The sequence below is a fragment of the Pelagibacterium lacus genome, from assembly GCF_003345525.1.
GTDB classification, from domain to species: Bacteria; Pseudomonadota; Alphaproteobacteria; order Rhizobiales; family Devosiaceae; genus Pelagibacterium; species Pelagibacterium lacus.
In genome coordinates this window covers 104,267-127,357 of the sequence record NZ_QQNH01000005.1, presented here as the reverse complement: position 1 = coordinate 127,357, position 23,091 = coordinate 104,267, and the positions used below count along the sequence as shown (strand labels likewise).

The window sequence follows — 23,091 nt, the reverse complement described above, 5'->3', positions numbered from 1 at the left end:
GGAAAAGTTGCAGACTTTTCTGGTTCGATCTCGCGACCAAAGAAAGACTTCTAAATTGGCGTACGGGCCGTTTCGATGGCCGGGAGCAGCACGGTTTCGTAGCTCCTGGCGTCGAGCGGGCCCACATGCTTGAAGCGGATCACCCCGTCATTGTCGACGACGAAGGTTTCCGGCACGCCATACACCCCCCATTCGATGCCGGCCCGCCGGTCGCGATCGGCGCCGATGCGGTCATAGGGATTGCCCAGCTCGGCGAGGAAGGCCCGGGCATTGTCGGCCGGGTCGTCGTAATTGATGCCGTAGAGCAGCACGTCGTGGTCGGCGAGGTCCAAGAGCATGGGATGCTCGTCCCGGCACGGCACGCACCAGCTGGCAAAGACGTTGACCACCACCACGCCATTGCCCGCAAGGTCTGCGGTGGCGAAACCGGGCTGGTCGTGGCCTTCGACCGCGTTGAGGGCGAATTGGGGCACCGGCTTGTCGATCAGCGCCGAGGGCACGAAGCTGGTCGAACGGCCCATCTGGGTGGCGAAGGTGGCCAAAAGGCCGACCAGGACGACCAGCGGCAGCACGGCCAGCGCGATGCGGAGCGGGCGCGACATCAGGCTTTCCTCGCCTTGCGGGCCGCTTCGAGCCGGGCGACCCGCGTGCGGGCCCGGCGCGAAGCGCTCCAGGTCCAGCCGATCAGCGCGCCGATAACGAGGACCGAGCCGGCATAGGTGGCGGCGATGAATTCCCAGTGCTGGCCGAGATCGATCATGGGGCGCCTCCGGCGGCGCGCGCCTGGGCCAGCTCCAGCGAGCGGATGCGGCGGCGCGTCACCTCGGTGCGCATGCGCACCAGATGCAGGGTGAGAAACAGCAGCGAGAAGGCCAGCGTCATCACCAGCAGCGGGGTGAGGATGGAGAAGTCGACGGTCGGCCCGTCGGTGCGGAACACCGAGGCCGGCTGGTGCAGGGTCTGCCACCAGTCGACCGAGAACTTGATGATGGGGATGTTGACCGCGCCCACAAGGGTGACCACCGAGACGATGCGCGCCGCCTTGAGCTGGTCGTCGAAGGCCCGCCACAGGGCGATGATGCCCAGATAGATGAACAGCAGCACCAGCGTCGAGGTCATGCGCCCGTCCCATTCCCAGAACGTGCCCCAGGTGGGCCGGCCCCACATGGCGCCGGTGAACAGGGCCAGCGCGGTGAAGGCGGCGCCCAGCGGCGCGGCGGCCTTCTGGCTCACATCGGCCATGGGGTGGCGCCAGACCAGGGTGCCGATGGCCGAGGAGAACATCACCGCATAGCAGAACTGGCTCAGCCAGGCGGTGGGCACGTGCACATACATCATGCGCACCGTGTCGCCCATCTGGTAGTCGGGGGGCGAGGCGAAGAACACCACATACAGCCCGGCGGCGAAGGCCAGCGCGGTGGCGATGGCCAGCGGCAGGACCACATGCCGCGTCCAGCCCATGAACATGCCCGGATGGGCGATGCGGGTAAACCATCCCGGATGGGTATTGGGTGAGGTCTGTGCCATCTATTCCCCGGAAATCCTCAAGGCCAGCGCCGCGGCGAACGGCGCCAGCGCCATGCTGACAAGGCTCAGTGCCGCCAGAAGCAGCAGGGCTTGCGACGCGGCGCCAACGCGCGCGGGATCGAATGCGCCGGTGCCGAAAATAAGCACTGGCAGGCTCATGGGCAAGACGATAACCGGCGCCACCAGCCCGCCGCGCTTGAGGCCAACTGTCACAGCCGCCCCGATCGCCCCGAAGGCGGTCAGCGCCGGGGTGCCGGCCAGAAGCGTCATCACCGCCAGCCAGAACCCGTCCGCCGAAAGGCCCAGCACCAGGGCCAGCACCGGCATGGCGACGACCAGGGGCAGGCCCGTCAGCAGCCAATGGGCGATCAGCTTGGCAAAGACAAGCCCGTCAAGGGAAAGTGAAGCCTGCCGGAACAGGGCCAGCGAGCCGTCCTCGAAATCGGAGCGGAACAGTCGGTCGTGGGAGAGGAGCTGCGCGAGGAGCGCCGCCACCCAGATGATGGCCGGGGCGAGCTGGGAGAGGAGCGGGCGGTCGGGCCCGACCGCGAAGGGCAGCAGCACGCCCACGATGACGAAGAACAATACGAGGGTCAGCAGGTCCCCGCCCTGGCGCAGGCCCAGCTTCAGATCGCGCGACAGGATGGCCAGGAACGCCGTCATGCGCCGGCCCGGATGAGGGTCATGGTCTTGCTGTCCCCGGAAAAGGGAATGTCGAGATGGGTGGCAATCACCGCCAGCCCGCCCCCGGCGAGATGGTTGGCGAGCAATTGCCCCACCCAATGGGCGCCATCGGCGTCGAGCGCGCTGGTCGGCTCGTCCAGCAGCCAAAGCGGGCGGGGAATGGCCAGCAGCCGGGCCAGGGCCAGCCTGCGGGTCTGCCCGGCCGAGAGCAGCCCGGCGTCGAAATCCTCGAGGCCCGCCAGCCCGGCCGCCTCCAGCGCGTCGCCCATGCGGTCGCGCCGCCCGCCCAGCACGTCGATCCAGAACCGGAGATTTTCCGCGACGCTCAGCCCGGACTTGATGGCCGGATCGTGCCCCACCCAATGGAGATGGGCGAAAGGGGGCGCGTCGGGATCGGCGCCGGTAAAGCGCACCCGGCCCTCCTGCGGCGCCAAGAGCCCGGCCAGCACCAGGAGGGCCGAGCTCTTGCCGGCCCCGTTGGGCCCGCGCAGCATCAGGGCCTCGCCGGGGCTAACGGCGAGGCTGAGATCCACGAGAACCGCACGGCCGCCGCGTTCGAGCACGATGCCCTCGGCCGCAAGGGAAATATCGGACATGGGAGAAAGCCCCGTTGATTGCCGGACCAAGCTCTATTGAAACCAAGTCCGGGCTGGCAAGTGCAAATTGGATTCATTATAGAGAGGGCGACTTCGGCCGGGGGAGCGCCGAATCTGCGCCGTTCTCCCCCTGTCGATCTCGCCTCCGGACGTGCCGGTGGCCAGGATTGCGCAGCATCGAGCGGATGCTTGTAAGCGCGCCATTGGCTGTTTGGCCCGGTCTCATTCGGGGGTCCCCGCAATTAATTTTGAGACAAGGCGGACCGCGTGACCGATACATCCAATAGCTTCAACGCCAGAAAGTCCCTCACCGTTGGAAACAAGGCCTATACGATCTACTCGTTGGCCGATGCGGAACAGGCCGGGCTGGAGGGAATTTCCAAACTGCCCAAATCGCTCAAGGTGGTGCTTGAGAACCTGCTGCGCTTCGAGGACGGGCGCACGGTGAAGGCCGAGGACATCAGGGCGGTCAAGGCCTGGCTCGAGGATCGCGGCAAGGCCGGGCACGAGATCTCCTATCGCCCGGCGCGCGTGCTGATGCAGGATTTCACCGGGGTGCCGGCCGTGGTCGACCTCGCCGCCATGCGCGACGCCACCGCCAAGCTGGGCGCCGACCCCCAGAAGATCAATCCGCTGGTCCCGGTCGATCTGGTCATCGACCATTCGGTGATGGTGGACTATTTCGGCACGCCGGGCGCGTTCGAGCAGAATGTGGAACGCGAATACGAACGCAATGGCGAACGCTACGAATTCCTGCGCTGGGGCCAGTCGGCGTTCGAGAATTTCCGCGTCGTGCCTCCCGGAACCGGCATCTGCCATCAGGTCAATCTCGAATATCTCGCCCAGACCGTGTGGACCCGGGCCGAAAATGGCGGCGAGATCGCCTATCCCGACACGCTGGTGGGCACCGACAGCCACACCACCATGGTCAACGGCATGGCGGTGCTGGGCTGGGGCGTGGGCGGCATCGAGGCCGAGGCGGCCATGCTGGGCCAGCCCATCTCCATGCTGATCCCCGAAGTCATCGGCTTCAAGTTCACCGGACGGCTGCCCGAGGGCACCACGGCCACCGACCTGGTGTTGCACGTCACCGAGATGCTGCGCAAAAAGGGCGTGGTGGGCAAGTTCGTCGAGTTCTACGGCGCCGGGCTCTCCAATCTCTCGCTCGAGGACAAGGCGACCATCGCCAACATGGCCCCTGAATACGGCGCCACCTGCGGCTTCTTCCCGGTCGATGCCGAGACGCTGAAATATCTCAACGATTCCGGCCGCGAGCCCGATCGCGTGGCGCTGGTCGAGGCCTATGCCAAGGCGCAGGGCATGTTCCGCACCGATGCGGACGCGGACCCCGTGTTCACCGACACGCTGGAACTCGACCTCGCCACCGTGGTGCCCTCGCTGGCTGGCCCTAAGCGGCCGCAGGACCGCGTGGCGCTGGTCGATGCCTCGACCGCGTTCAGGGACGCCCTCGACGAGATCGCCGGCGGGCGCAAGGACCCCACCAAGCTGCCCACCAGCCGCGAGGAAAGCCGCTATGTCAATGAAGGCGCCTCGGGGGTCGGCACCCTGGCCCAGGACGACGAGGACGCCAATCCCGGCTTTCCGGTGGCCGGTTGCGACTACACCATCACCGATGGCGATGTGGTGATCGCCGCCATCACCTCGTGCACCAACACCTCCAATCCCTCGGTGCTGATCGCCGCCGGCCTCGTCGCCCGCAAGGCACGCGAAAAGGGCCTTTCGCCAAAACCGTGGGTGAAAACCTCGCTGGCCCCCGGCTCGCAGGTGGTCACCGAATACCTGACCAAATCGGGGCTGCAGGAAGACCTCGACGCCATGGGCTTCAACACGGTGGGCTATGGCTGCACCACCTGTATCGGCAATTCCGGCCCGCTTGACGAGGAAATCTCCAAGACCATCAACGAGAACGATCTGGTCGCGGTGTCGGTGCTGTCGGGCAACCGCAATTTCGAGGGCCGCGTCAATCCCGACGTGCGCGCCAACTATCTCGCCTCGCCCCCGCTGGTGGTCGCCTATTCGCTGCTCGGCAAGATGACCAAGGACATCACCACCGTTTCCCTCGGCAAGGACCAGGACGGCAATCCGGTCTATCTCAAGGACCTCTGGCCCTCCTCGGCGGAAATCTCCGCGGTGCTGCGCTCGGCCATCTCGGTCGACATGTTCAAGCGCCGCTATGGCGACGTGTTCAAGGGCGACCGGCGCTGGCAGGAGATCAAGGTCGATGGCGGGGAGACCTACAAGTGGAACTCCGCTTCCACCTATGTGCAGAACCCGCCCTATTTCGAGGATATGAGCTTAACGCCGTCCCCGATCACCGATATCGAGAACGCCCGCGTCCTCTCGCTGTTCCTCGATTCCATCACCACCGACCACATCTCCCCGGCCGGTTCGTTCAAGGCCGGGACCCCGGCCGGCCAGTATCTGGTCGAGCGCCAGGTCAAGCCGGTCGATTTCAACTCCTATGGCGCGCGGCGCGGCAATCACGAAGTGATGATGCGCGGCACCTTCGCCAATATCCGCATCAAGAACCAGATGCTGGACGGGGTCGAGGGCGGCTTCACCAAATCGCCGTCCGGCGAGGTGGTGCCGATCTATGATGCGGCCATGGAATACAAGGCCCAGGGCACCCCGCTGGTCGTCTTCGCCGGCAAGGAATACGGTACGGGCTCCTCGCGCGACTGGGCGGCCAAGGGCACCAACCTCCTGGGCGTCAAGGCGGTCATCGCCCAGAGTTTTGAGCGCATCCACCGCTCCAACCTCGTGGGCATGGGCATCCTGCCGCTGATGTTTGCCGAGGGCACCTCGTGGCAGTCGCTGGGCATCACCGGCGACGAGACCGTCTCGATCCGCGGCCTCGCGGCTATCGAGCCGCGCCAGACCCTCGAACTCGACATCACCTTTGGCGATGGCCGCCAGCAGATGGTGCCGGTGCTGCTGCGCATCGATACGCTGGACGAGCTCGAATATTACCGCCATGGCGGCATCCTGCACTATGTGCTGCGCAATCTGGTCGCGGCCTGACCTGATCGTAAAAAGGGCGACTCCGGCCGCCCTTTTTTCGTTTCACCAGAAATGATCGAGCACGGTCAGCGTGCGCACCCGGTCGCGTTCGAACCATTCGATGGTGGTGTTGCGCTTCATGCCGATCAGCGCCGCCCCCACCGGGCCCAGTATCGGCACGCTGCCGCCCGGCCCCGTGGGCGAATCGGGATAGCTCAGCCGTCCCATGCGCAGCCAGGGCTCGTCGTCGACGCGGAAGGTGACGTTCTGGCCCATGGAGGCCCCGGCCGGGTCCCAGGGGTCGCAGATTTCGGCCCGCCGCAATTCGCGCTCCAGATAGGCCGAGACATAGGGCAGATCGTCGATGGCCTTTTCGGCCAGCAGCAACACCCGGTTATAGTCGTCGGCGTTGATGACGATATCGGGCAGGGGCAGCGTGGCGTACACGGAAGGCTCCGGAGGCTGGTCACGGTGGATCTGGGAGAAAAACTGATCCCGCCATGCGGTCGCGTCAAGAGGTTTTGCAGGTTATCTGTCAGCCTTATTGACCTATAAGCCGCGCTGTTTTAAACCGGTGCCCGCGTTCACGCAGCAAGTGACCAGGGAGGTCAAGAATGTCTCAGGAAAGCCAGTTGGATCGGGCGCTGACGCGTCTGGAAGAAGCCGCTGCCCAGCTCAACATCGATCCCGATGTGACCGAGAAGCTGAAATATCCGCGAGAGACGACCAAGACCCGCCTGCTGATCCGCATGGATGACGGGTCGCGCAAATCCTTCCTTGCCTGGCGCTGCCGCTATGACGACACGCGCGGCCCCACCAAGGGCGGCATCCGCTTCCACCCGGAAGCCACCATCGAGGAGGTGGAAACCCTCGCCTTCTGGATGACCTTCAAATGCGCCGTGATGAACCTGCCTTATGGCGGGGGCAAGGGCGCCGTGCGGGTCGATCCGCGCCAATTGTCCAATTCCGAGCTCGAGCGCCTGTCGCGCTCCTATATGCAGGCCTTCGGGCGCATCGTCGGCCCGGACCGCGACATCCCGGCCCCGGACGTCTACACCAATGCCATGATCATGGGCTGGATGGCCGACGAATACAACCAGATCGTCGGCGAGGTCACCCCGGCGGTGATCACCGGCAAACCCATCGCGCTGGGCGGCTCGCTGGGGCGCACCGACGCCACGGCGCGCGGCGGCTTCTATCTGGTGCGCCATCTGGCCTCCGAGCTGAACCTGGCGCGGGACCACACCGTGGCCATCCAGGGCTTCGGCAATGCCGGCCAGTTCTATGCCCAGCTCACCGCCGCCGACAACAACAAGGTGGTGGCGGTCTCCGATTCCAACGGCGCCATCCACAAGCCCGACGGGCTCGACGTGGCGGCGCTGATCGCCGGCAAGCAGGCCGGCCGCCCGGTGGCCACCATGGCCGAGGAACTGGGCGCCAGCATCATCGGCGCCGATGATCTGCTGGCGGTCGAGACCGACCTTCTCGTCCCCGCCGCCCTCGAGGACATGATCACCGAACAGAACGCCGGGCTGATCAAGGCCAAGGTCATCCTGGAGCTGGCCAATGGCCCGCTGACCCCGGAAGCCGACCGGATTCTCAACGCGGCCGGCGTGGCGGTGCTGCCCGACATCCTCGCCAATGCCGGCGGGGTGACGGTCTCCTATTTCGAATGGGTGCAGAACCGCCAGGGCTTTTACTGGGACCTCGACGAGATCCACGCCCGCCTGCTCAAGATCGTCGAGCGCGAAGGCCGCGCCATCTGGAACATCGCCAAGGAGCGTGACATCACCCTGCGCTCGGCGGCCTATGTGCATGCGCTGGGCCGGCTGGCCGAGGCCATCGAGGCGCACGGCACCCAGTCCTTCTTCACCAGCTAGAGTGCAGTCAGGAAAAGTTGCAGACTTTTCCGGTTCGACCGCACGACAAAACAAAAACTTGGAGCGCCTGATCTGATTCAATCAGATCAGGAATTGCTCTGAGCCTTTTTGGCTGGGGCGGGGGCGCCGTCGCGTCCTCGCCCCGCGTCCCCTTGCAATCCCCTTGCGTTCCGCCCCGGTTTTGCCGTAACTGGCGGACAGCGGCGTAACCATCAGTACGGCAAGGACAGATCATGGCATCGAACACGCTTTTCCTTCTCCCCGGCGACGGGATCGGCACCGAGATCATGGCCGAGGTCGAAAAGCTGATCACCCATCTCAACGCCAGCGGCGCGACCGATTTCGCCTATGACAAGGGCCTGGTCGGCGGCTGCGCCTATGACGCGCATGGGGCGGCGATTTCCGAGGCCGACATGGAGAAGGCGCTTGCCGCCGATGCGGTGATCTTCGGCGCGGTGGGCGGGCCGAAATGGGATGCGGTTCCCTATGAGGTGCGGCCCGAGGCCGGGCTGTTGCGCCTGCGCAAGGATCTGGGCCTGTTCGCCAATCTGCGGCCGGCCATCTGCTATGCGGCGCTGGCCGATGCCTCCTCGCTCAAAAAGGAGCTGGTCGAGGGTCTCGACATCCTCATCGTGCGCGAATTGACCGGCGGGGTGTATTTCGGCGAGCCCAAGGAGATCACCGATCTGGGCAATGGCCAGAAGCGGGCCGTCGATACCCAGGTCTATGAGAGCTACGAGATCGACCGTATCGCCCGCGTGGCCTTCGACCTCGCCATGACGCGCGGCAAGAAGGTGCATTCGGCCGACAAGAAGAACGTCATGAAGTCGGGCGTGCTCTGGGACGAGGTGGTCAAGCAAGCGGCGAAGGATTATCCCGAGATCGCCCTCACCCACATCCTCGCCGACAACGCCGCCATGCAGCTGGTGCGCAATCCCAAGCAGTTCGACGTGATGGTGACCGACAATCTGTTCGGCGACATCCTCTCGGACGCCGCGGCCATGCTCACCGGCTCGCTCGGCATGCTGCCCTCGGCCTCGCTCGGCGCGCCCGATCCCGAGACCGGCAAGCGCAAGGCGCTGTACGAGCCGGTGCACGGCTCGGCCCCCGACATCGCCGGCCAGGGCGTCGCCAACCCCATCGCCATGTTCGCCAGCTTCGCCATGGCGCTGCGCTATTCCTTCGGCCTCGTCGATCTGGCCACCCGTCTTGAAACGGCGATCTCCGACGTGCTCGAGGACGGCCTGCGCACCGGCGACATCATGCAGACCGGCTGCCGCAAGGTCGGCACCAGCGAAATGGGCGACGCCATCATCGCCAAGCTGGGCTAGTTTCGCTGCCTCCCAAAGAGAGCTCGCTTTCGCTCGCACCCCCACCCCTAACCCCTCCCCGCAAGGGGGAGGGTGACAGGCCGGTGGATGGGGAACGATCAGGACCCCAAAGCCGCCGCCCATTTTCCCTCCCCTTGATGGGGAGGGATCAAGGGTGGGGTGGGGCCAGGAACACCCTCATCCGCCTCCTTCTTCCCTTCTCCCCTCGTGGGAGAAGGTGGATCGGACCGCGAGGTCCGAGACGGATGAGGGGGTCGCTGAATCTCAACCAACACCCTCGCCCGCTCCTACCCCCCCTCCCCGCAAGGCCGTGGTGGCGCAAGCGCCGCCGCCATGCTAAGGCTGCGCGCGGAATTTTGAAAAATCGGATTGGACGGGCAGGCGGTCTCATGGGGCAGGGTTTGGCGCTGAAATCGGCGATCGCGGTGCTGGCGCTGGCCGCCCCGGCCGCGGCCGAGGGACTGACGCTGGACGAATTCCGCGCCGGGGTGTTCTATCACAGCGCCTATGGGGGGTTCCTGCCCACCGGGCCGCATTGGGATCTGTCGCGGCTGGAAAGCGTCAAGTTCTCGGCCCTGTTCGCCTCGCCCGAGATCGACGCCTTCCGCTGGATCGGTTCGCCCCGTCCGGAGATCGGCGCCACCTTCAACCTGGCCGGGCGGGAAAACATCGTCCACGCCAATCTCAACTGGCAGATCCCGGTGTTCGACACCCCGCTCTATCTCGAGCTGGGCTTCGGGGCGGCGCTGACCGACGGGGCGCTCACCGGGGCCACCGCGCCGGCGCGCAATTTCGGCTGCGCGCTCAATTTCTACGACGCGGCGGGCATCGGGGCGCATCTTTCGGATTCGGTCACCCTCACCCTGCGCTATGAGCACGTCTCCAATCTCGATCTGTGCCTGCCCAATGAGGGCCTGTCCAATCTGGGGCTGATGCTGGGCGTCAAGTTCTGAGTTTAGCAAGGGGCAATCGCGCCCTTGCAATGGGGGCCGATCCGCGTCATAACCGCAGCCCGAACGGCAGGAGCCCCCGTCCATGGCGATTTCGCCCGCGATAGCGCTGCTCTTTTCCGGCCAGGCGGTGATCGATCCGGCTGGCCCGCTGCCGTATGCAGGCAAAACCACCACCAAAACCGCTTGACGCACTCCCCGGGCCTTCCTCTCCCGGCGGGGAGGGCGGCAAACGCTTTAGGCCGGGCGGGCTTGTCCCGCGGCGCGGGAGGTGGGGTGAAAGGATAAGGTCCAGATGGGATACAAGGTCGCAATCGTCGGTGCCACGGGCAATGTGGGCCGCGAAATGCTCGAAATTCTCGCCGAACGCAATTTCCCCGTCGACGAACTGGTGCCGCTGGCCTCGTCGCGCTCGGTGGGGCGCGAGGTGAGCTTCGGCGACAGGGTGCTCAAGTGCCGCAATCTCGAGGATTACGACTTCGCCGGCACCGATTTCGTCCTGATGAGCGCCGGCGGGGACATTTCCAAGCAGTGGGCGCCGCGGATCGGCGCGGCGGGGGCCATGGTCATCGACAATTCCTCGGCCTGGCGCTATCACGAGGACGTGCCGCTCATCGTGCCCGAGGTCAATGGCCACGTACTCGACGCCTATATGGGCAGGACCAATCGCAAGAACATCATCGCCAATCCCAATTGCTCCACCGCCCAGCTGGTGGTGGCCCTCAAGCCGCTGCACGATCTGGCGACCATCACCCGGGTGGTGGTCTCGACCTATCAGTCGGTGTCGGGCGGCGGCAAGGAGGCTATGGACGAGCTCTGGGACCAGACCAAGGGCATTTTCGTCAACGACCAGCCGACCCCCGGCAAGTTCACCAAGCAGATCGCCTTCAACGTCATCCCCCATATCGATGCCTTCATGGAGGATGGCTACACCAAGGAAGAGTGGAAGGTCCTGGCCGAGACCAAGAAGATGCTCGACCCCCGGATCAAGGTGAGCTGCACGGCGGTGCGGGTGCCGGTGTTCGTGGGCCATTCCGAGGCGGTCAATCTCGAATTCGCCAATCCCATCACCCCCGACGAGGCGCGCGACGCGCTGCGCGAGGCGCCGGGGATCGTCGTGGTCGACAAGCGCGAGGACGGGGGCTACATCACCCCGGTCGAGGCCAAGGGCGAGGACGCCACCTATGTCAGCCGCATCCGCGAGGACGTGACGGTGGAGAACGGGCTGGCCATGTGGGTGGTCTCGGACAATCTGCGCAAGGGCGCGGCGCTCAACACCATCCAGATCGCCGAGACGCTGGTGGCGCGCGGCCTGGTGCAGCCGAGGGTGGCCGCGTGATGCGCTGGGCTGCCTTTTTCACCGACCATGCCGATGGCGGGGCGATCCGCGCCGCCCATACCGAGGCGCACCAGGCCTATCTGCGCCGATACAAGGGCCGCATCGTCCTGGCCGGGGCCATGCGCCCCGAGCCCGGCGGCCAGCCGGTGGGCGGGTTGTGGATCTTCGAGGCCGAGACCCGCGCCGAGGTGGAGGCGATCATCGCCGAGGACCCGTTCCAGATCCACGGCCTGCGCGCTTCGACCACCATCCATGCCTGGGGCACCGCCCCCGGCTTCGAGGACATGGCCATCGGCCCGCAGGGCTAATCGCTCCTCTCCCTTCTCCCCTCGTGGGAGAAGGTGGCTGCGAAGCGGTCGGATGAGGGGGTGAAGCCTCTCGCCAACACCCACGCCCGCTCCTATCACCACCCCCCGCTGCACCCCCGGCATCACCCTCCCCTTGACGGGGAGGGCAGGGGAGGGGTGGAGCGGCAGGCGCAAGCGCCGATTGGAAAAACCCCTCAGCCTCCCAAGAGCTCGCTGCGCTCGCACCCCCACCCCTAACCCCTCCCCGCAAGGGGGAGGGTGACGAGGTTGGTGGGTGGGAAACGCTCGGGACCTTAAAGCCGCCACCCCCTCTTCCCTTCTCCCCTCGTGGGAGAAGGTGGCCGCGCAGCGGACGGATGAGGGGGTGCAGCCTCTCCCCCATCCCCAGCGCGCAACGGTCGCATTGCCGCCCTGATGACAGGCAGAGAGGATTCTGCGATAGAGCGGGGCGCCTGTCCGTTCTTCAGCGAGTTCTCCCCATGCCCCTGCGCGAGGTGCTGATCGCCCTGGTCGTCGTCGCGATCTGGGGGTTCAACTTCACGGTCATCAAGCTCAGCATCGACGAATTGCCGCCGCTCCTCGTGGCGGCGCTGCGGTTCTTCTTTGCCGCCGTGCCGGCCATCTTCTTCGTCCCCCGCCCGCGCGCGCCCTGGCTGCTGGTCGCCGCCTATGGGCTCACCATGGCCACGGCGCTCTATGCGCTGCTCAACCTCGCCCTGGCGCTGGGGATGTCGGCCTCGCTCGCTTCGCTGACGCTGCAGATGCAGGTGATGTTCACCATCCCCATCGCCTTCTTCATGTTCGGGGAGGTGCCGCGCCGCCTGCAACTGGTCGGCGGAGCGGTGGCCTTCGGCGGCATCGGGGTCATCGCCCTCGGCCAGGGGGTGGGGGCCGAGCTGGTGCCGCTGGGCATCGTCATGGTGGCGGCGCTGTTCTGGGGCATCGCCAACAATCTCTCCAAGCGGGCCGGCGCCATCCCCATGCTGCCCTTCACCGTGTGGGGCAATTTCATCGGCGCGATCCCGCTGCTCCTCTTGTCCTTCACCTTCGAGGGCGGGCCGGCGCTGCTCTCCCATTTCACCCCGCCCAGCCTCAGCGCGGTGATGCTGATCGCCTTTCTCGCCTATCCGGCGACGCTGTTCGGCTTCGCCATCTGGTCGTGGCTGCTGTCGCGCCATTCGGCGGCCAGCGTGGCGCCCTTCACCCTATTGGTGCCGGTGGCGGGTATCAGCTCCGGCGTCCTGATCCTGGGCGAGCCGATCCACGCCATGGACGTGGCGGGGGGCGTGCTCATCTTCATCGGGCTGGTGCTGTCGGTGATCCGCATCAAGCCGCGCCAGGTGCCGCTCAATCCGGGCGGATAAAGTCGCCGCTGTCCCCGTTCATGGTCCACAATTCGCCGGTCGAGATGTCGAACCAGGCGCCGTGCAGCGACAGCCGCCCGGCGTCGACCCGCTCCTTGACGAAGGGGAAGGTGAGCAGATTGCCCAGCGACTGGCGGATGACGATGCGTTCGAGCGCGGTCTGCTGCTCGGTCTGGGTCATCAGCGAATTGGCCTCCACCTTGCCGGCCACGTCCTTGATCATGGTTAGCCAGTTGCCGATGAAATCGCCCTCGGGGGCGTGCCCGGCCGCCGTGGCCAGCGCTCCGGCAATGCCGCCGCAGCGCCCATGGCCCATCACCACGATGTGCTCGACTTCAAGATGGATCACCGCGAATTCGATGGCCGACGAGGTGCCGTGATAGGCGGCGTCGGGCCCGAAGGGCGGCACCAGGTTGGCGACGTTGCGCATGACGAACAATTGCCCCGGCCCGCAGTCGAAAATGGTCTCGGGGGCCGAGCGCGAGTCGCAGCAGGCGATCACCATGGTGGTGGGGTGCTGGCCGTTTTCCGCCAGGTTGCGGTAGCGGTCCCGCTCCTCGACATAGGGCCCCGCCATGAAACTGCGGTAGCCATCGAGGAGAAAGGCGGGGAACGATTCGGCCATGGTCAAGCGGGTCCGGTTGTTGGGGCGATGGCGCAGCCGGACAAGATCGGGACCGATCGTCCGATGCCGTCGGGACCCCATCGGCCGCGCATCACCCCTTGGCGATTACCGTCTGACGCGCTCAAGATCAATTGCTATGGTGAAAAAACCGCGCGGCGATGTGCTGCCGGTGCCCCGATCTCTTTTTAGGACCTCCATCATGGTAATCTATCGGTTTTTGTCCGGCGACGACGATTCGAGCTTCTGCCACAAGGTGACCAAGGCGCTGTCGGAAGGCTGGCTGCTCTATGGCGAGCCCCATTACGTGTTCGATGCGGTGGCCGGCAAGATGCGCTGCGGGCAGGCGGTGACGCGGGACGTGGCCGACCAGGCCTATGATCCGGACAAAAAGCTCACCGACTACGTCTGAGCGGGGGTCACACCTGCCCGCCGGTCGGGGTGATCACCACCGAATCGGCCGAGCGGGTCGAGGGCCCGTGCCACACCGCTTCGATATTGTTGCCGTCCGGGTCGAGGACGAAGGCCGCGTAATAGCCGGGATGGTAGGGCCGCTCGCCGGGCGCGCCATTGTCGCTTCCCCCCGCCGCCAGCGCCGCCGCGTGGAACGCCCTCACCATGGCCGGGTCCTCGGCCTGGAAGGCCAGATGCACCCGGGTCACGTAATCGGTCGCCGTGTCGACATAGAGTTCGTCCGCCTGGAAGGCTTTTGGCCCGTCATAGGCGAAGCCCTTGCCGAGCACCGCCAGCACGGCACGGTAGAAGCCGCGGCTTTTTTCGAGGTCGGCCACCCGCAAATGGATATGGTCGACCAGCCGCCCGGTATGAAATTCCATCGATGCCTCCTCCCTTGACGCGCTCTACCAACAATGCGCGTCAGACCCTTCCGGTTGCAAGCATTGCCGATGGTGTGCGGCCCGCTGGCCCTGGATGCGTGCTGAAGCTCAGCGCCCCCCTCATCCGTCTCGGACCTTTCGGTCCGATCCACCGTCTCCCACCAGGGGAGAAGGGGCCCGTGTGGCCAGCGCCGAGCTTTCCTTCTCCCCTGGTGGGAGAAGGTGGCCGCGAAGCGGTCGGATGAGGGGGCGCTGAGCTTGCCAAACGCGCCCATACCAGCGATTGCGCCCCTAGCTCCACCCCACTCCTAACCCCTCCCCGTCAAGGGGAGGGAGATCCTCTGGTGCGGCTGCTTCCTGCCCATTTTCCTCCCTCGCGCCAATCTTTCACCACCCTCGCCCTCCGCACTGCCCAACTTCCCTCCCCCTTGAGGGGAGGGACTGAGGGTGGGGGTGCCGGCGTCAGCCGGCATCGCAACGCCTGCCACGCTCAGCCGAGATGGCCCCTCAGCGCGGCGTGCTGGATCAGTGCCACGGTCTTGGCGTCGATGATCGCGCCCGAGGCGATCAGATCCAGCGCGTCGTCAAACCCAACGGCCACGATCTCGATATCCTCGCCCTCATGGCCGATGCCGCCACCCGGGCCCTGCCGGTCGGCCGCGCCGTAAAAGCCGAGAAAGCACGAGACCTTCTCGGTCAGCGAGCCGGGGCTGGCATAGAGCGCGAAGGCGAAGTCGAGCCGGTGCGGGGCGATGCCGGTTTCCTCCAGCGCCTCCTTGTGGGCGCTGGTCTCGGGATCGTCGCCGTCGAGCAGCCCGGCGCATACTTCGAGCATCCAGCCCGCATCGCCATTGAGCTGGGCCGGCAGGCGGAACTGGCGCACCAGGGTCATCACCCGGCACCGGCAATCGAGCAGCAGCACCGCCGCGGCGCTGCCGTGGTCGTAGACCTCGCGCACCAGCGCCTGGGCGCCGCCGCCGCTATGGGGGACGGTCAACTCGTAGCGGCTGAGGGTACCCCAGTCCCGCGCCAGGATTTTTTTGCCGGTGAGCGTGGCCTCCGGCCGCGCCATGCGCCTTGCTTTACCCACTAGGTAAACCTCTCTGACATTTCTTTGGACTTGCCGTCACTTACGCTCCTCGGTCAAGGCCGGCCAGATAAATATGACTATAAAACTCAGTATTTTAGCGGCTTGGCGCGGGGCATTTTCCGACCAAAGACGTAAGCACAGCCCTTTGACGAATGGGTAAAGCGTGATTAGAAGTTGGCGCAAGTTTGTCGCCGGGCATCCGGCATCACCCGTCCGCCTCCTGCCAGGCGGCCGCCACCGGGGCAGCTTTTTATGGCGCAATCGTTTCGACCCACCTCGCCGCATCTGTCGGTCTGGCGCTTCACCCTCACCATGACGCTTTCCATCCTGCACCGCATCCTGGGCGTGGGGCTCTATCTGGGGACCATCCTGTTCGTCCTCTGGCTGGGGGCGGCGGCGCTGGGTCAGGAGCAGTTGGCCGCCGTGCAGGGCTTTTTCGGCCATCCGATCATCCAGATCGGGCTGTTCCTCTACACCTGGACCCTGTTCCACCACATGGCCGGGGGCATCAAGCATTTCGTCTGGGACACCGGCGCCGCCTTCGGGCCCGCCGAGCGCGAGATCATCACCCTCGCCACCCTGGTTTTCTCCATCGCCGCCACGCTCGTCGTGTGGGCGGTGTTCGTCTGGTTGTGAGGAGGGACGCCATGAAGACCCATCCGGCCGAAAAGGGCACCGGCACCTTCATCCGCCAGCGGGTGACGGGGATCATCAACATCGTGTTCGTGGGCTTTTTGATCTGGCTGGTGGTCACCCTGGCCGGGGCGACGCGGGCCGAAATGGCCGCCACCTTCGCCAATCCCGTGGTCGCCGTCCTGGCGCTGGTGCTGATCGGCGCGGCGCTGGTGCATATGCGCATCGGCATGTACGAGATCATCGAGGATTACATCCACGAGCCGCGCACCCATTCCCTGGCCAAGACCGCCAATACCGTCTTCACCATCCTGATCGGCGCCATCGCGCTGGTCTCGGTGCTCGCCCTCGCCTTCGGAGGTTAGCTGTTCATGGCTTCGGCTTACTCAATCATCGACCACGCCTATGACGTCGTGGTGGTCGGCGCCGGGGGCGCCGGGCTTCGCGCCACGCTCGGCATGGCCGAACAGGGGTTCAAAACCGCCTGCGTCACCAAGGTCTTCCCCACCCGCAGCCACACGGTCGCCGCCCAGGGGGGTATCGCCGCCTCGCTGTCCAATATGGGGCCCGACAGCTGGCAGTGGCACATGTACGACACCGTCAAGGGCTCGGACTGGCTGGGCGACAACGACGCCATGGAATATCTGGCCCGCGAGGCGCCGCAGGCGGTCTACGAGCTCGAGCATTACGGCGTGCCCTTCTCGCGCACCGAAGAGGGCAAGATCTATCAGCGCCCGTTCGGCGGGCATATGCAGAATTACGGCGACGGCCCCCCGGTGCAGCGCACCTGCGCGGCGGCCGACCGCACCGGCCATGCCATCCTCCATACGCTTTACGGCCAGTCCCTGCGCCACAATGCCGAGTTCTTCGTCGAATATTTCGCCATCGACCTGTTGATGAGCGATGACGGGGTCTGCCAGGGGGTGATCGCCTGGAAGCTCGATGACGGCACGCTGCACCGCTTCCGCGCCAAGATGGTGGTGCTGGCCACCGGCGGCTATGGCCGCGCCTATTTCTCGGCCACCTCGGCCCATACCTGCACCGGCGACGGCAACGGCATGGCGGCCCGGGCCGGCCTGCCCCTGCAGGACATGGAGTTCGTGCAGTTCCACCCCACCGGCATCTATGGCTCGGGGTGCCTGATCACCGAGGGGGCGCGCGGCGAGGGCGGCTATCTGGTCAATTCCGAAGGGGAGCGCTTCATGGAGCGCTACGCCCCCAACGCCAAGGACCTGGCCAGCCGCGACGTGGTTTCCCGCTGCATGACGCTGGAGATTCGCGAGGGGCGCGGGGTCGGGCCCAAGGGCGACCACATCTTCCTCCATCTCGACCATCTCGATCCGGCCGTGCTGCATGAGCGCCTGCCGGGCATTTCCGAATCGGCCAAGATCTTCGCCGGGGTCGATCTTACCCGCGAGCCGATCCCGGTCATCCCCACCGTGCATTACAATATGGGCGGCATTCCCACCACCTATTGGGGCGAGGCGATCGATCCGCGCAATGGCGGCCCCGACGCCACCGTTCCGGGGCTGATGGCGGTGGGCGAGGCGGGCTGCGCCTCGGTGCACGGGGCCAACCGGCTGGGCTCCAATTCGCTCATCGACCTCGTGGTGTTCGGCCGCGCCGCCGCCATAAGGGCCGGCGAGATCATCGACCGCGCCTCCCCCATCCCCGAGGCCAATGCGGCCGCCGAGGACAAGATCCTCTCGCGCTTCGACCGGCTGCGCAACGCCAATGGCGCCATCCCCACCGCCAAGCTGCGCGACAAGATGCAGCGCGCCATGCAGGAGGACGCCGCCGTGTTCCGCACCCAGGAGACGCTGGAAGCGGGCTGCCGCCGCATCTCCGAGATCTGGGGCGACATGGCGGACATCAAGGTCACCGACCGTTCGCTGATCTGGAATTCGGATCTGGTGGAGACGCTGGAACTGGAAAATCTCATGGCCAACGCCATCACCACGGTCTATGGCGCCGAGGCGCGCAAGGAGAGCCGCGGCGCCCATGCGCGCGAGGATTTCGCCGAGCGCGACGATGCCAACTGGCGCAAGCACACCCTGTCCTGGGTGGACGAGGCCGGCATGGTGACCCTCGACTACCGCCCCGTGCATGTGGACCCTCTGACCGACGGGATCGACCTGGCCAAGATCGCCCCCAAGGCGCGCGTTTACTAAGGAGACCGGGACATGGCCGAACTCATTCTCGACAAGCGCTCGCGTCCGAAACCCGGCAAGACCTGGCCCCGGCCCGAGGGCGCGACCAATCTGCGCGAATACCGGGTCTATCGCTACGATCCGGACACCCAGGAAAACCCGCGCATCGACACCTATTTCGTCGATCTCGACGATTGCGGGCCGATGATCCTCGACGGGCTGTTGTGGATCAAGAACAATATCGACCCCACCCTCACCCTGCGCCGCTCGTGCCGCGAGGGGATCTGCGGCTCCTGCGCCATGAATATCGACGGCGCCAACACGCTGGCCTGCACCAAGGGCATGGACGAGGTCTCGAAGGGCCCCATCAAGGTCTATCCCCTGCCGCACATGCCGGTGGTCAAGGACCTCGTCCCCGACCTTTCGACCTTTTACGAGCAGCACAAATCGGTCGAGCCCTGGCTGCAGACCAAATCGCCCACTCCCGAGACCGAATGGCGCCAGAGCCGTGAGGACCGGGCCAAGCTCGACGGGCTCTATGAGTGCATCCTGTGTGCCTGCTGCTCGACCTCCTGCCCCTCCTATTGGTGGAACGGGGAGAAATATCTCGGGCCGGCCGTATTGCTGCAGGCCTATCGCTGGCTGATCGACAGCCGCGACGAGGCGACCAGCGAGCGGCTCGACACTCTCGAGGACCCGTTCAAGCTCTATCGCTGCCACACCATCATGAACTGCGCCAAGGTCTGCCCCAAGGGGCTCAACCCGGCCAAGGCCATCGCCGAGATCAAGAAGATGATGGTCGAGCGCAAGGTGGCGTGAACCCCGTTGCTTCTGGTACGTTGAGAGGGTCCGGGGTCTTGCCCGGGCCCTTTTTCGTTGCCGGAGCCAGGCCCATGACCGATTACGAGACCATTGTGTATGTCGAGCGCGAATCCGTGGCGCGGCTGATGGTGGCGGCGCTCAAGGCGCATGGCTTTTCCCCGCGCGACATCGCCGATGGCGGCCTTCCGGGCATCGGCTCGGGACTGACCGACCGCGGCCTCGCCATCGCCGTCCCGGTCGCCGAAGCCACCGACGCCCGCCCCCTCGCCGAGGCCCTGCTCCACGACATGGCGCAAAAACCCTGACGGCCCGGGGATCATTGGCCGGCTCAGCGCCCCCCCCTCATCCGTCTCGGACCTCCCGGTCCGATCCACCTTCTCCCACCGGGGGAGAAGGGGACCCCTTGGTAAGCGCTGATGTTTTTTCCCGACGCTGGCCCAATCCTTCCTTCTCCCCTGGTGGGAGAAGGTGGCCGCGAAGCGGTCGGATGAGGGGGGCACTGAGGTTGTTGGGAAACCCTCTGCCTCCCCAGAGCTCGCTTTCGCTCGCACCCCCACCCCTAACCCCTCCCCGCAAGGGGGAGGGTGACAGGTTGGTGGATGGGGAACGATCGGCACCCCAAAGCCGCCGCCCATTTTCCCTCCCCTTGAGGGGGAGGGATCAAGGGTGGGGTGGGGCCGGAAGCACCTTCATCCGCCCCCTCTTCCCTTCTCCCCCCGTGGGAGAAGGTGGATCGGACCGACAGGTCCGAGACGGATGAGGGGGCCGCTGACTCTCAACCAACACCCTCGCCCGCTCCCACCCCCAACCCCCGGCATCACCCTCCCCTTGACGGGGAGGGGTGGAGCGCCAGGCGCCAGCGCCGGCCGACTTGGCCGCACCCCCGGGGGTTGCCATGCCGGGCCGCAGGCGCCATAAGAACGGGCGCTGCACGGAACGAAAGGCGGCGTCCCCTCGTTCCGCAAGGCGCGGGGAGACCGGAGTGCCATCATGGTTGGACTTTTGCGCATATCGACGACCACCGGCCTGGCGATTGCCGCCGCCGCGGTGCTGGCGGCCTGCTCGCCCAGCGTCTCGACCCCCAGCCGCGCCATCGCCGTGCCCGCCCAGCCGGCGCCCATCGCACCGGTCACCAGCAGCAATGTGCAGACCGGCGACCTGCCGCCCATAGCGGGCACCGTGTCCACCCCCACCGTCCCCAGCAACACCGCCGATCTCGGCGCCAGCGGCACCATCGCCTCGGGGCCGGGCTTCATGCTCGACGACATCGGCGCCCCGGGCAACACCACCGGCGGGCGCGATCTGTCGGGCGCCGTCACCATGGAGCAGCTTCTGGGCGGCTGGACCATTCTGGTCGGTGCGGAGCAATGCCGGCTCAATCTCACCTATACCGCCAAGGGCGCCACCGGCCGCTATCGCGCCTCCACCCCGGCCTGCGCCGAACCGACGCTGGCCGCGGTCACCTCCTGGCAGCTCCTGGGCAACCAGATCCAGCTCTATGACGAATCCGACGCGCTGATCGGCACGCTCTTGAAAAGCGGCAACCGCTTCGTGGGCACGCTGGCCGGCGGCCAGGCCATCTCCCTGGTCGGCTGAAGATGGGCGCGGGGGCCGGGCGGCGCATGGGCGTGGGTATGGGCACGGGCAGGCTGCCGCATTGACCGCGACGGGCGGGGGCGACGGCGCGATCCTCGATCGCTATGCCGACATGATCGTGGCGGGCCGGGTGAAGCCCGATCCGGCGCAGCAGCAGGCCGTGGAGAAATTGCAGGAAGTGGCCGACGGGCTGGCGGCGCTCGAGGCGCAATCGGGCTCGGTGATCGCCGCCCTGTTCCGGCGCAAGCGCACCGCTCCCAAGGGGCTCTATATCTGGGGCGATGTGGGCCGGGGCAAGACCATGCTCATGGACCTGTTTTTCGGCTCGGTGCCGGTGGCCGCCAAGCGGCGGGTGCATTTCCACCAGTTCATGGCCGAGGTGCATGAGGGCATCGCCAAATTCCGCGCCGCCAATCCGGGCACCAAGGGCGCGCGCGATCCCATTCCGGCCGTGGCCCGCCCCATCACCCGCTCGGTGCGGCTGTTGTGCTTCGACGAGTTCTTCGTCTCCGACATCACCGACGCCATGCTGTTGAAGCGCCTGTTCGAAATCCTCTTTGCCGATGGGGTGGTGGTGGTCGCCACCTCCAACATCCCGCCCGAAAAGCTCTATTGGAACGGGCTCAACCGCCAGCTCTTCCTGCCCTTCATCGACCTGCTCGCCGCCCATGCCGAGGTGTTCAACCTCGATGCCGAGACCGATTACCGCCGCCAAAAGCTCGATCCGCAGGACGTCTATAAGTTCGGCACCGGCCCTGAGATCGATGCCGAGATGGATGCGCTGTTCGCCCATCTCACCGGCGGGGCCGAGGCGCGGCCCGACGCCATGGAGAATCTGGGCCGCATCATCAAGATCCCGGCCCGGGCCAAGGGGGTGGCGCGGTTCGACTTCGCCGATTTGTGCGACCGCCCGCTCGGGGCGCGCGATTACCTCAAGATCGCCGACGCCTTCCATACGGTGATGGTCGATCACGTTCCGGTCTTTTCGGGCCTCCGGTCCGACGCCGCCAAGCGCTTCATCCTCTTCATCGACACGCTCTATGATCGCGGGGTCAAGTTCGCGGCCAGCTTCGCCGCGCCGCTCGACGTCCTGGCCCAGGACGACAAGACGGCCTTCGAATTCGCCCGCTGCCTGTCGCGGCTCGAGGAGATGCGTTCGGCCGACTATCTCGCCCAGAAGCTGCGCGGCGATTCAGGTCAGGCTTCCTGACGCGGTTTCCCCGCGCGTCAAGTGGGCGCCCGGCGCCATTTAGAGGCCCCGGAAACGGCAAATGCCCGATTATCCGTGCTTATACGAAGGGTTCACTTGCGTCGCTCGGTCGCAGGGTCTAAGGAGAGCGCGAGGAAATTTTCACTTTACCTATAGGGAAACTTGCTTATGGCGCGTAAGAAAATCGCTCTGATCGGCGCGGGTCAGATCGGGGGGACTCTGGCTCATCTGGTGGCGCTGAAGGAGCTCGGCGATGTCATCCTGTTCGACATCGTCGACGGCGTGCCCCAGGGCAAGGCGCTCGATCTGGCCCAGTCCGGCCCGGTCGAGGGGTATAATTCCACCCTCAAGGGCACGTCCGAATACAAGGACATCGCCGGCGCCGATGTGGTGATCGTCACCGCCGGCGTGCCGCGCAAGCCGGGCATGAGCCGCGACGACCTGTTGGAAATCAACCTCAAGGTGATGGAGCAGGTCGGCGCCGGCATCGCCAAATACGCCCCCCAGGCCTTCGTCATCTGCATCACCAACCCGCTCGACGCCATGGTCTGGGCCTTGCAGAAATTCTCCGGCCTTCCGGTCGCCAAGGTGGTGGGCATGGCGGGCGTGCTCGATTCGGCCCGCTTCCGCCATTTCATCGCCGACGAGCTCGACGTCTCGGTGCAGGACGTCACCGCCTTCGTCATGGGCGGGCACGGGGACACCATGGTGCCTCTGGCGCGCTATTCCACCGTGGCCGGCATCCCGCTCCCCGATCTGGTCAAGATGGGCTGGATCGCCAAGGACCGGCTCGAGGAGATCATCCAGCGCACCCGCGATGGCGGCGCCGAGATTGTCGGGCTTCTGAAAACCGGCTCGGCCTTCTATGCCCCGGCTGCCTCGGCCATCGAGATGGCCGAATGCTATTTGAAGGACAAGAAGCGCATCCTGCCCGCCGCGGCCCATCTCACCGGCCAGTTCGGCGTCGACAACATGTATGTGGGCGTTCCGGTGGTCATCGGCGCCGAGGGCGTCGAGCGCATCGTCGAGATCGAATTGAACGCGGGCGAAAAGAAGATGTTCGATGCTTCCGTCGCCTCGGTCCAGGGGCTGGTCGACGCCTGCAAGACCATCGCGCCCAAGCTGGCCTGAA

Annotated in this window: 25 protein-coding genes; 16 read left to right on the top strand and 9 right to left on the bottom strand. The window is 66.0% G+C overall.

Translation table 11 applies throughout. The features are described 5' to 3' along the window. Positions 1-50 precede the first annotated feature (50 nt). Genes DVH29_RS05620 through ccmA form a run of 5 tightly spaced genes read right to left on the bottom strand, consistent with a single transcriptional unit; the run spans position 51 to position 2,807 of the window. Positions 51-602 (bottom strand): DsbE family thiol:disulfide interchange protein, encoded by a 552-nt coding sequence (locus DVH29_RS05620; protein ID WP_114645180.1) that lies wholly within the window; start codon positions 600-602, stop codon positions 51-53. Beyond that, positions 602-760, bottom strand: coding sequence for a heme exporter protein CcmD (gene ccmD, locus DVH29_RS05615; RefSeq protein ID WP_114645179.1), 159 nt, complete (start codon positions 758-760; stop codon positions 602-604). Before ccmD ends, DVH29_RS05620 begins: the two co-directional genes overlap by 1 nt. Next, positions 757-1,527, bottom strand: a complete 771-nt coding sequence (locus DVH29_RS05610) for a heme ABC transporter permease (protein WP_114645178.1) — start codon at positions 1,525-1,527, stop codon at positions 757-759. Before DVH29_RS05610 ends, ccmD begins: the two co-directional genes overlap by 4 nt. Continuing rightward, positions 1,528-2,190 carry a heme exporter protein CcmB gene (gene ccmB, locus DVH29_RS05605; protein WP_114645177.1) on the bottom strand — a complete coding sequence of 221 codons (663 nt, stop codon included), beginning with the start codon at positions 2,188-2,190 and terminating at the stop codon, positions 1,528-1,530. Then, the gene (gene ccmA, locus DVH29_RS05600) at positions 2,187-2,807 is read right to left on the bottom strand and encodes a heme ABC exporter ATP-binding protein CcmA (RefSeq protein WP_114645176.1); all 621 of its coding nucleotides are present in this window, start codon (positions 2,805-2,807) and stop codon (positions 2,187-2,189) included. Before ccmA ends, ccmB begins: the two co-directional genes overlap by 4 nt. Positions 2,808-3,074: 267 nt before the next feature. Between ccmA and acnA the strand changes: the two genes are divergently transcribed. Then, positions 3,075-5,849, top strand: a complete 2,775-nt coding sequence (acnA, locus tag DVH29_RS05595) for an aconitate hydratase AcnA (protein WP_114645175.1) — start codon at positions 3,075-3,077, stop codon at positions 5,847-5,849. Positions 5,850-5,891: 42 nt separating this feature from the next. On the opposite strand, the gene DVH29_RS05590 is transcribed toward acnA, so the two are convergent. Beyond that, a complete protein-coding gene (locus DVH29_RS05590) occupies positions 5,892-6,275 on the bottom strand; it encodes a GreA/GreB family elongation factor (RefSeq protein ID WP_114645174.1) in 384 nt (127 codons plus the stop codon). Between the two features lie 167 nt (positions 6,276-6,442). Here DVH29_RS05590 and DVH29_RS05585 point away from each other — a divergent pair, with 167 nt between their 5' ends. The 6 genes from DVH29_RS05585 (at position 6,443) to DVH29_RS05560 (ending at position 13,000) form a co-directional block, all read left to right on the top strand. Next, positions 6,443-7,708, top strand: a complete 1,266-nt coding sequence (locus tag DVH29_RS05585) for a Glu/Leu/Phe/Val family dehydrogenase (protein ID WP_114645173.1) — start codon at positions 6,443-6,445, stop codon at positions 7,706-7,708. 233 nt (positions 7,709-7,941) lie between these two features. Further along, positions 7,942-9,039, top strand: coding sequence for a 3-isopropylmalate dehydrogenase (leuB, locus tag DVH29_RS05580; protein ID WP_114645172.1), 1,098 nt, complete (start codon positions 7,942-7,944; stop codon positions 9,037-9,039). 389 nt (positions 9,040-9,428) lie between these two features. Beyond that, on the top strand, positions 9,429-9,992 hold the full coding sequence (locus DVH29_RS05575) for an acyloxyacyl hydrolase (RefSeq protein ID WP_158541573.1): 564 nt from the start codon (positions 9,429-9,431) through the stop codon (positions 9,990-9,992). A 292-nt stretch (positions 9,993-10,284) separates the two neighbouring features. Then, the gene (locus DVH29_RS05570) at positions 10,285-11,328 is read left to right on the top strand and encodes an aspartate-semialdehyde dehydrogenase (RefSeq protein ID WP_114645170.1); all 1,044 of its coding nucleotides are present in this window, start codon (positions 10,285-10,287) and stop codon (positions 11,326-11,328) included. Then, a complete protein-coding gene (locus DVH29_RS05565; protein WP_114645169.1) occupies positions 11,328-11,636 on the top strand; it encodes a YciI family protein in 309 nt (102 codons plus the stop codon). Before DVH29_RS05570 ends, DVH29_RS05565 begins: the two co-directional genes overlap by 1 nt. A 479-nt stretch (positions 11,637-12,115) precedes the next feature. Beyond that, entirely contained in the window at positions 12,116-13,000 is an 885-nt protein-coding gene (locus DVH29_RS05560) for an EamA family transporter (protein WP_158541572.1), read from the top strand. Here the strand turns inward: DVH29_RS05560 and DVH29_RS05555 are convergent. After that, a complete protein-coding gene (locus tag DVH29_RS05555; RefSeq protein ID WP_114645249.1) occupies positions 12,984-13,625 on the bottom strand; it encodes a carbonic anhydrase in 642 nt (213 codons plus the stop codon). The two genes, DVH29_RS05560 and DVH29_RS05555, sit on opposite strands and share 17 nt — an antisense overlap. Positions 13,626-13,824: 199 nt before the next feature. On the opposite strand from DVH29_RS05555, the gene DVH29_RS05550 reads away from it, so the two are divergent. Beyond that, positions 13,825-14,034, top strand: a complete 210-nt coding sequence (locus tag DVH29_RS05550) for a DUF1737 domain-containing protein (RefSeq protein ID WP_114645167.1) — start codon at positions 13,825-13,827, stop codon at positions 14,032-14,034. A gap of 7 nt (positions 14,035-14,041) precedes the next feature. Here DVH29_RS05550 and DVH29_RS05545 read toward each other — a convergent pair whose 3' ends face one another. Both DVH29_RS05545 and DVH29_RS05540 read right to left on the bottom strand, forming a co-directional pair. After that, positions 14,042-14,458, bottom strand: a complete 417-nt coding sequence (locus tag DVH29_RS05545) for a VOC family protein (protein WP_114645166.1) — start codon at positions 14,456-14,458, stop codon at positions 14,042-14,044. A 490-nt stretch (positions 14,459-14,948) separates the two neighbouring features. Continuing rightward, positions 14,949-15,530: an NUDIX domain-containing protein gene (locus tag DVH29_RS05540; RefSeq protein ID WP_114645165.1), complete on the bottom strand. Its 582-nt coding sequence runs from the start codon at positions 15,528-15,530 to the stop codon at positions 14,949-14,951. A 270-nt stretch (positions 15,531-15,800) separates the two neighbouring features. Between DVH29_RS05540 and sdhC the strand changes: the two genes are divergently transcribed. The 8 genes from sdhC to mdh all read left to right on the top strand — a co-directional run bounded on the left by sdhC (position 15,801) and on the right by mdh (position 23,090). Beyond that, positions 15,801-16,184: a succinate dehydrogenase, cytochrome b556 subunit gene (sdhC, locus tag DVH29_RS05535; RefSeq protein ID WP_114645164.1), complete on the top strand. Its 384-nt coding sequence runs from the start codon at positions 15,801-15,803 to the stop codon at positions 16,182-16,184. 11 nt (positions 16,185-16,195) lie between these two features. Beyond that, the gene (gene sdhD, locus DVH29_RS05530; protein ID WP_114645163.1) at positions 16,196-16,546 is read left to right on the top strand and encodes a succinate dehydrogenase, hydrophobic membrane anchor protein; all 351 of its coding nucleotides are present in this window, start codon (positions 16,196-16,198) and stop codon (positions 16,544-16,546) included. A 6-nt stretch (positions 16,547-16,552) separates the two neighbouring features. Then, entirely contained in the window at positions 16,553-18,352 is a 1,800-nt protein-coding gene (gene sdhA / locus DVH29_RS05525) for a succinate dehydrogenase flavoprotein subunit (protein ID WP_114645162.1), read from the top strand. Between the two features lie 12 nt (positions 18,353-18,364). Continuing rightward, complete coding sequence (locus DVH29_RS05520; RefSeq protein WP_114645161.1) at positions 18,365-19,150, top strand: succinate dehydrogenase iron-sulfur subunit; 786 nt, start codon at positions 18,365-18,367, stop codon at positions 19,148-19,150. A 74-nt stretch (positions 19,151-19,224) separates the two neighbouring features. Next, positions 19,225-19,458, top strand: a complete 234-nt coding sequence (locus tag DVH29_RS05515) for a hypothetical protein (protein ID WP_114645160.1) — start codon at positions 19,225-19,227, stop codon at positions 19,456-19,458. 685 nt (positions 19,459-20,143) lie between these two features. Further along, on the top strand, positions 20,144-20,749 hold the full coding sequence (locus DVH29_RS05510) for an AprI/Inh family metalloprotease inhibitor (RefSeq protein WP_114645159.1): 606 nt from the start codon (positions 20,144-20,146) through the stop codon (positions 20,747-20,749). A 61-nt stretch (positions 20,750-20,810) separates the two neighbouring features. Further along, positions 20,811-21,959 carry a cell division protein ZapE gene (gene zapE / locus DVH29_RS05505; RefSeq protein WP_245944891.1) on the top strand — a complete coding sequence of 383 codons (1,149 nt, stop codon included), beginning with the start codon at positions 20,811-20,813 and terminating at the stop codon, positions 21,957-21,959. A 168-nt stretch (positions 21,960-22,127) separates the two neighbouring features. After that, positions 22,128-23,090, top strand: coding sequence for a malate dehydrogenase (mdh, locus tag DVH29_RS05500; protein WP_114645158.1), 963 nt, complete (start codon positions 22,128-22,130; stop codon positions 23,088-23,090). Position 23,091 lies beyond the last annotated feature (1 nt).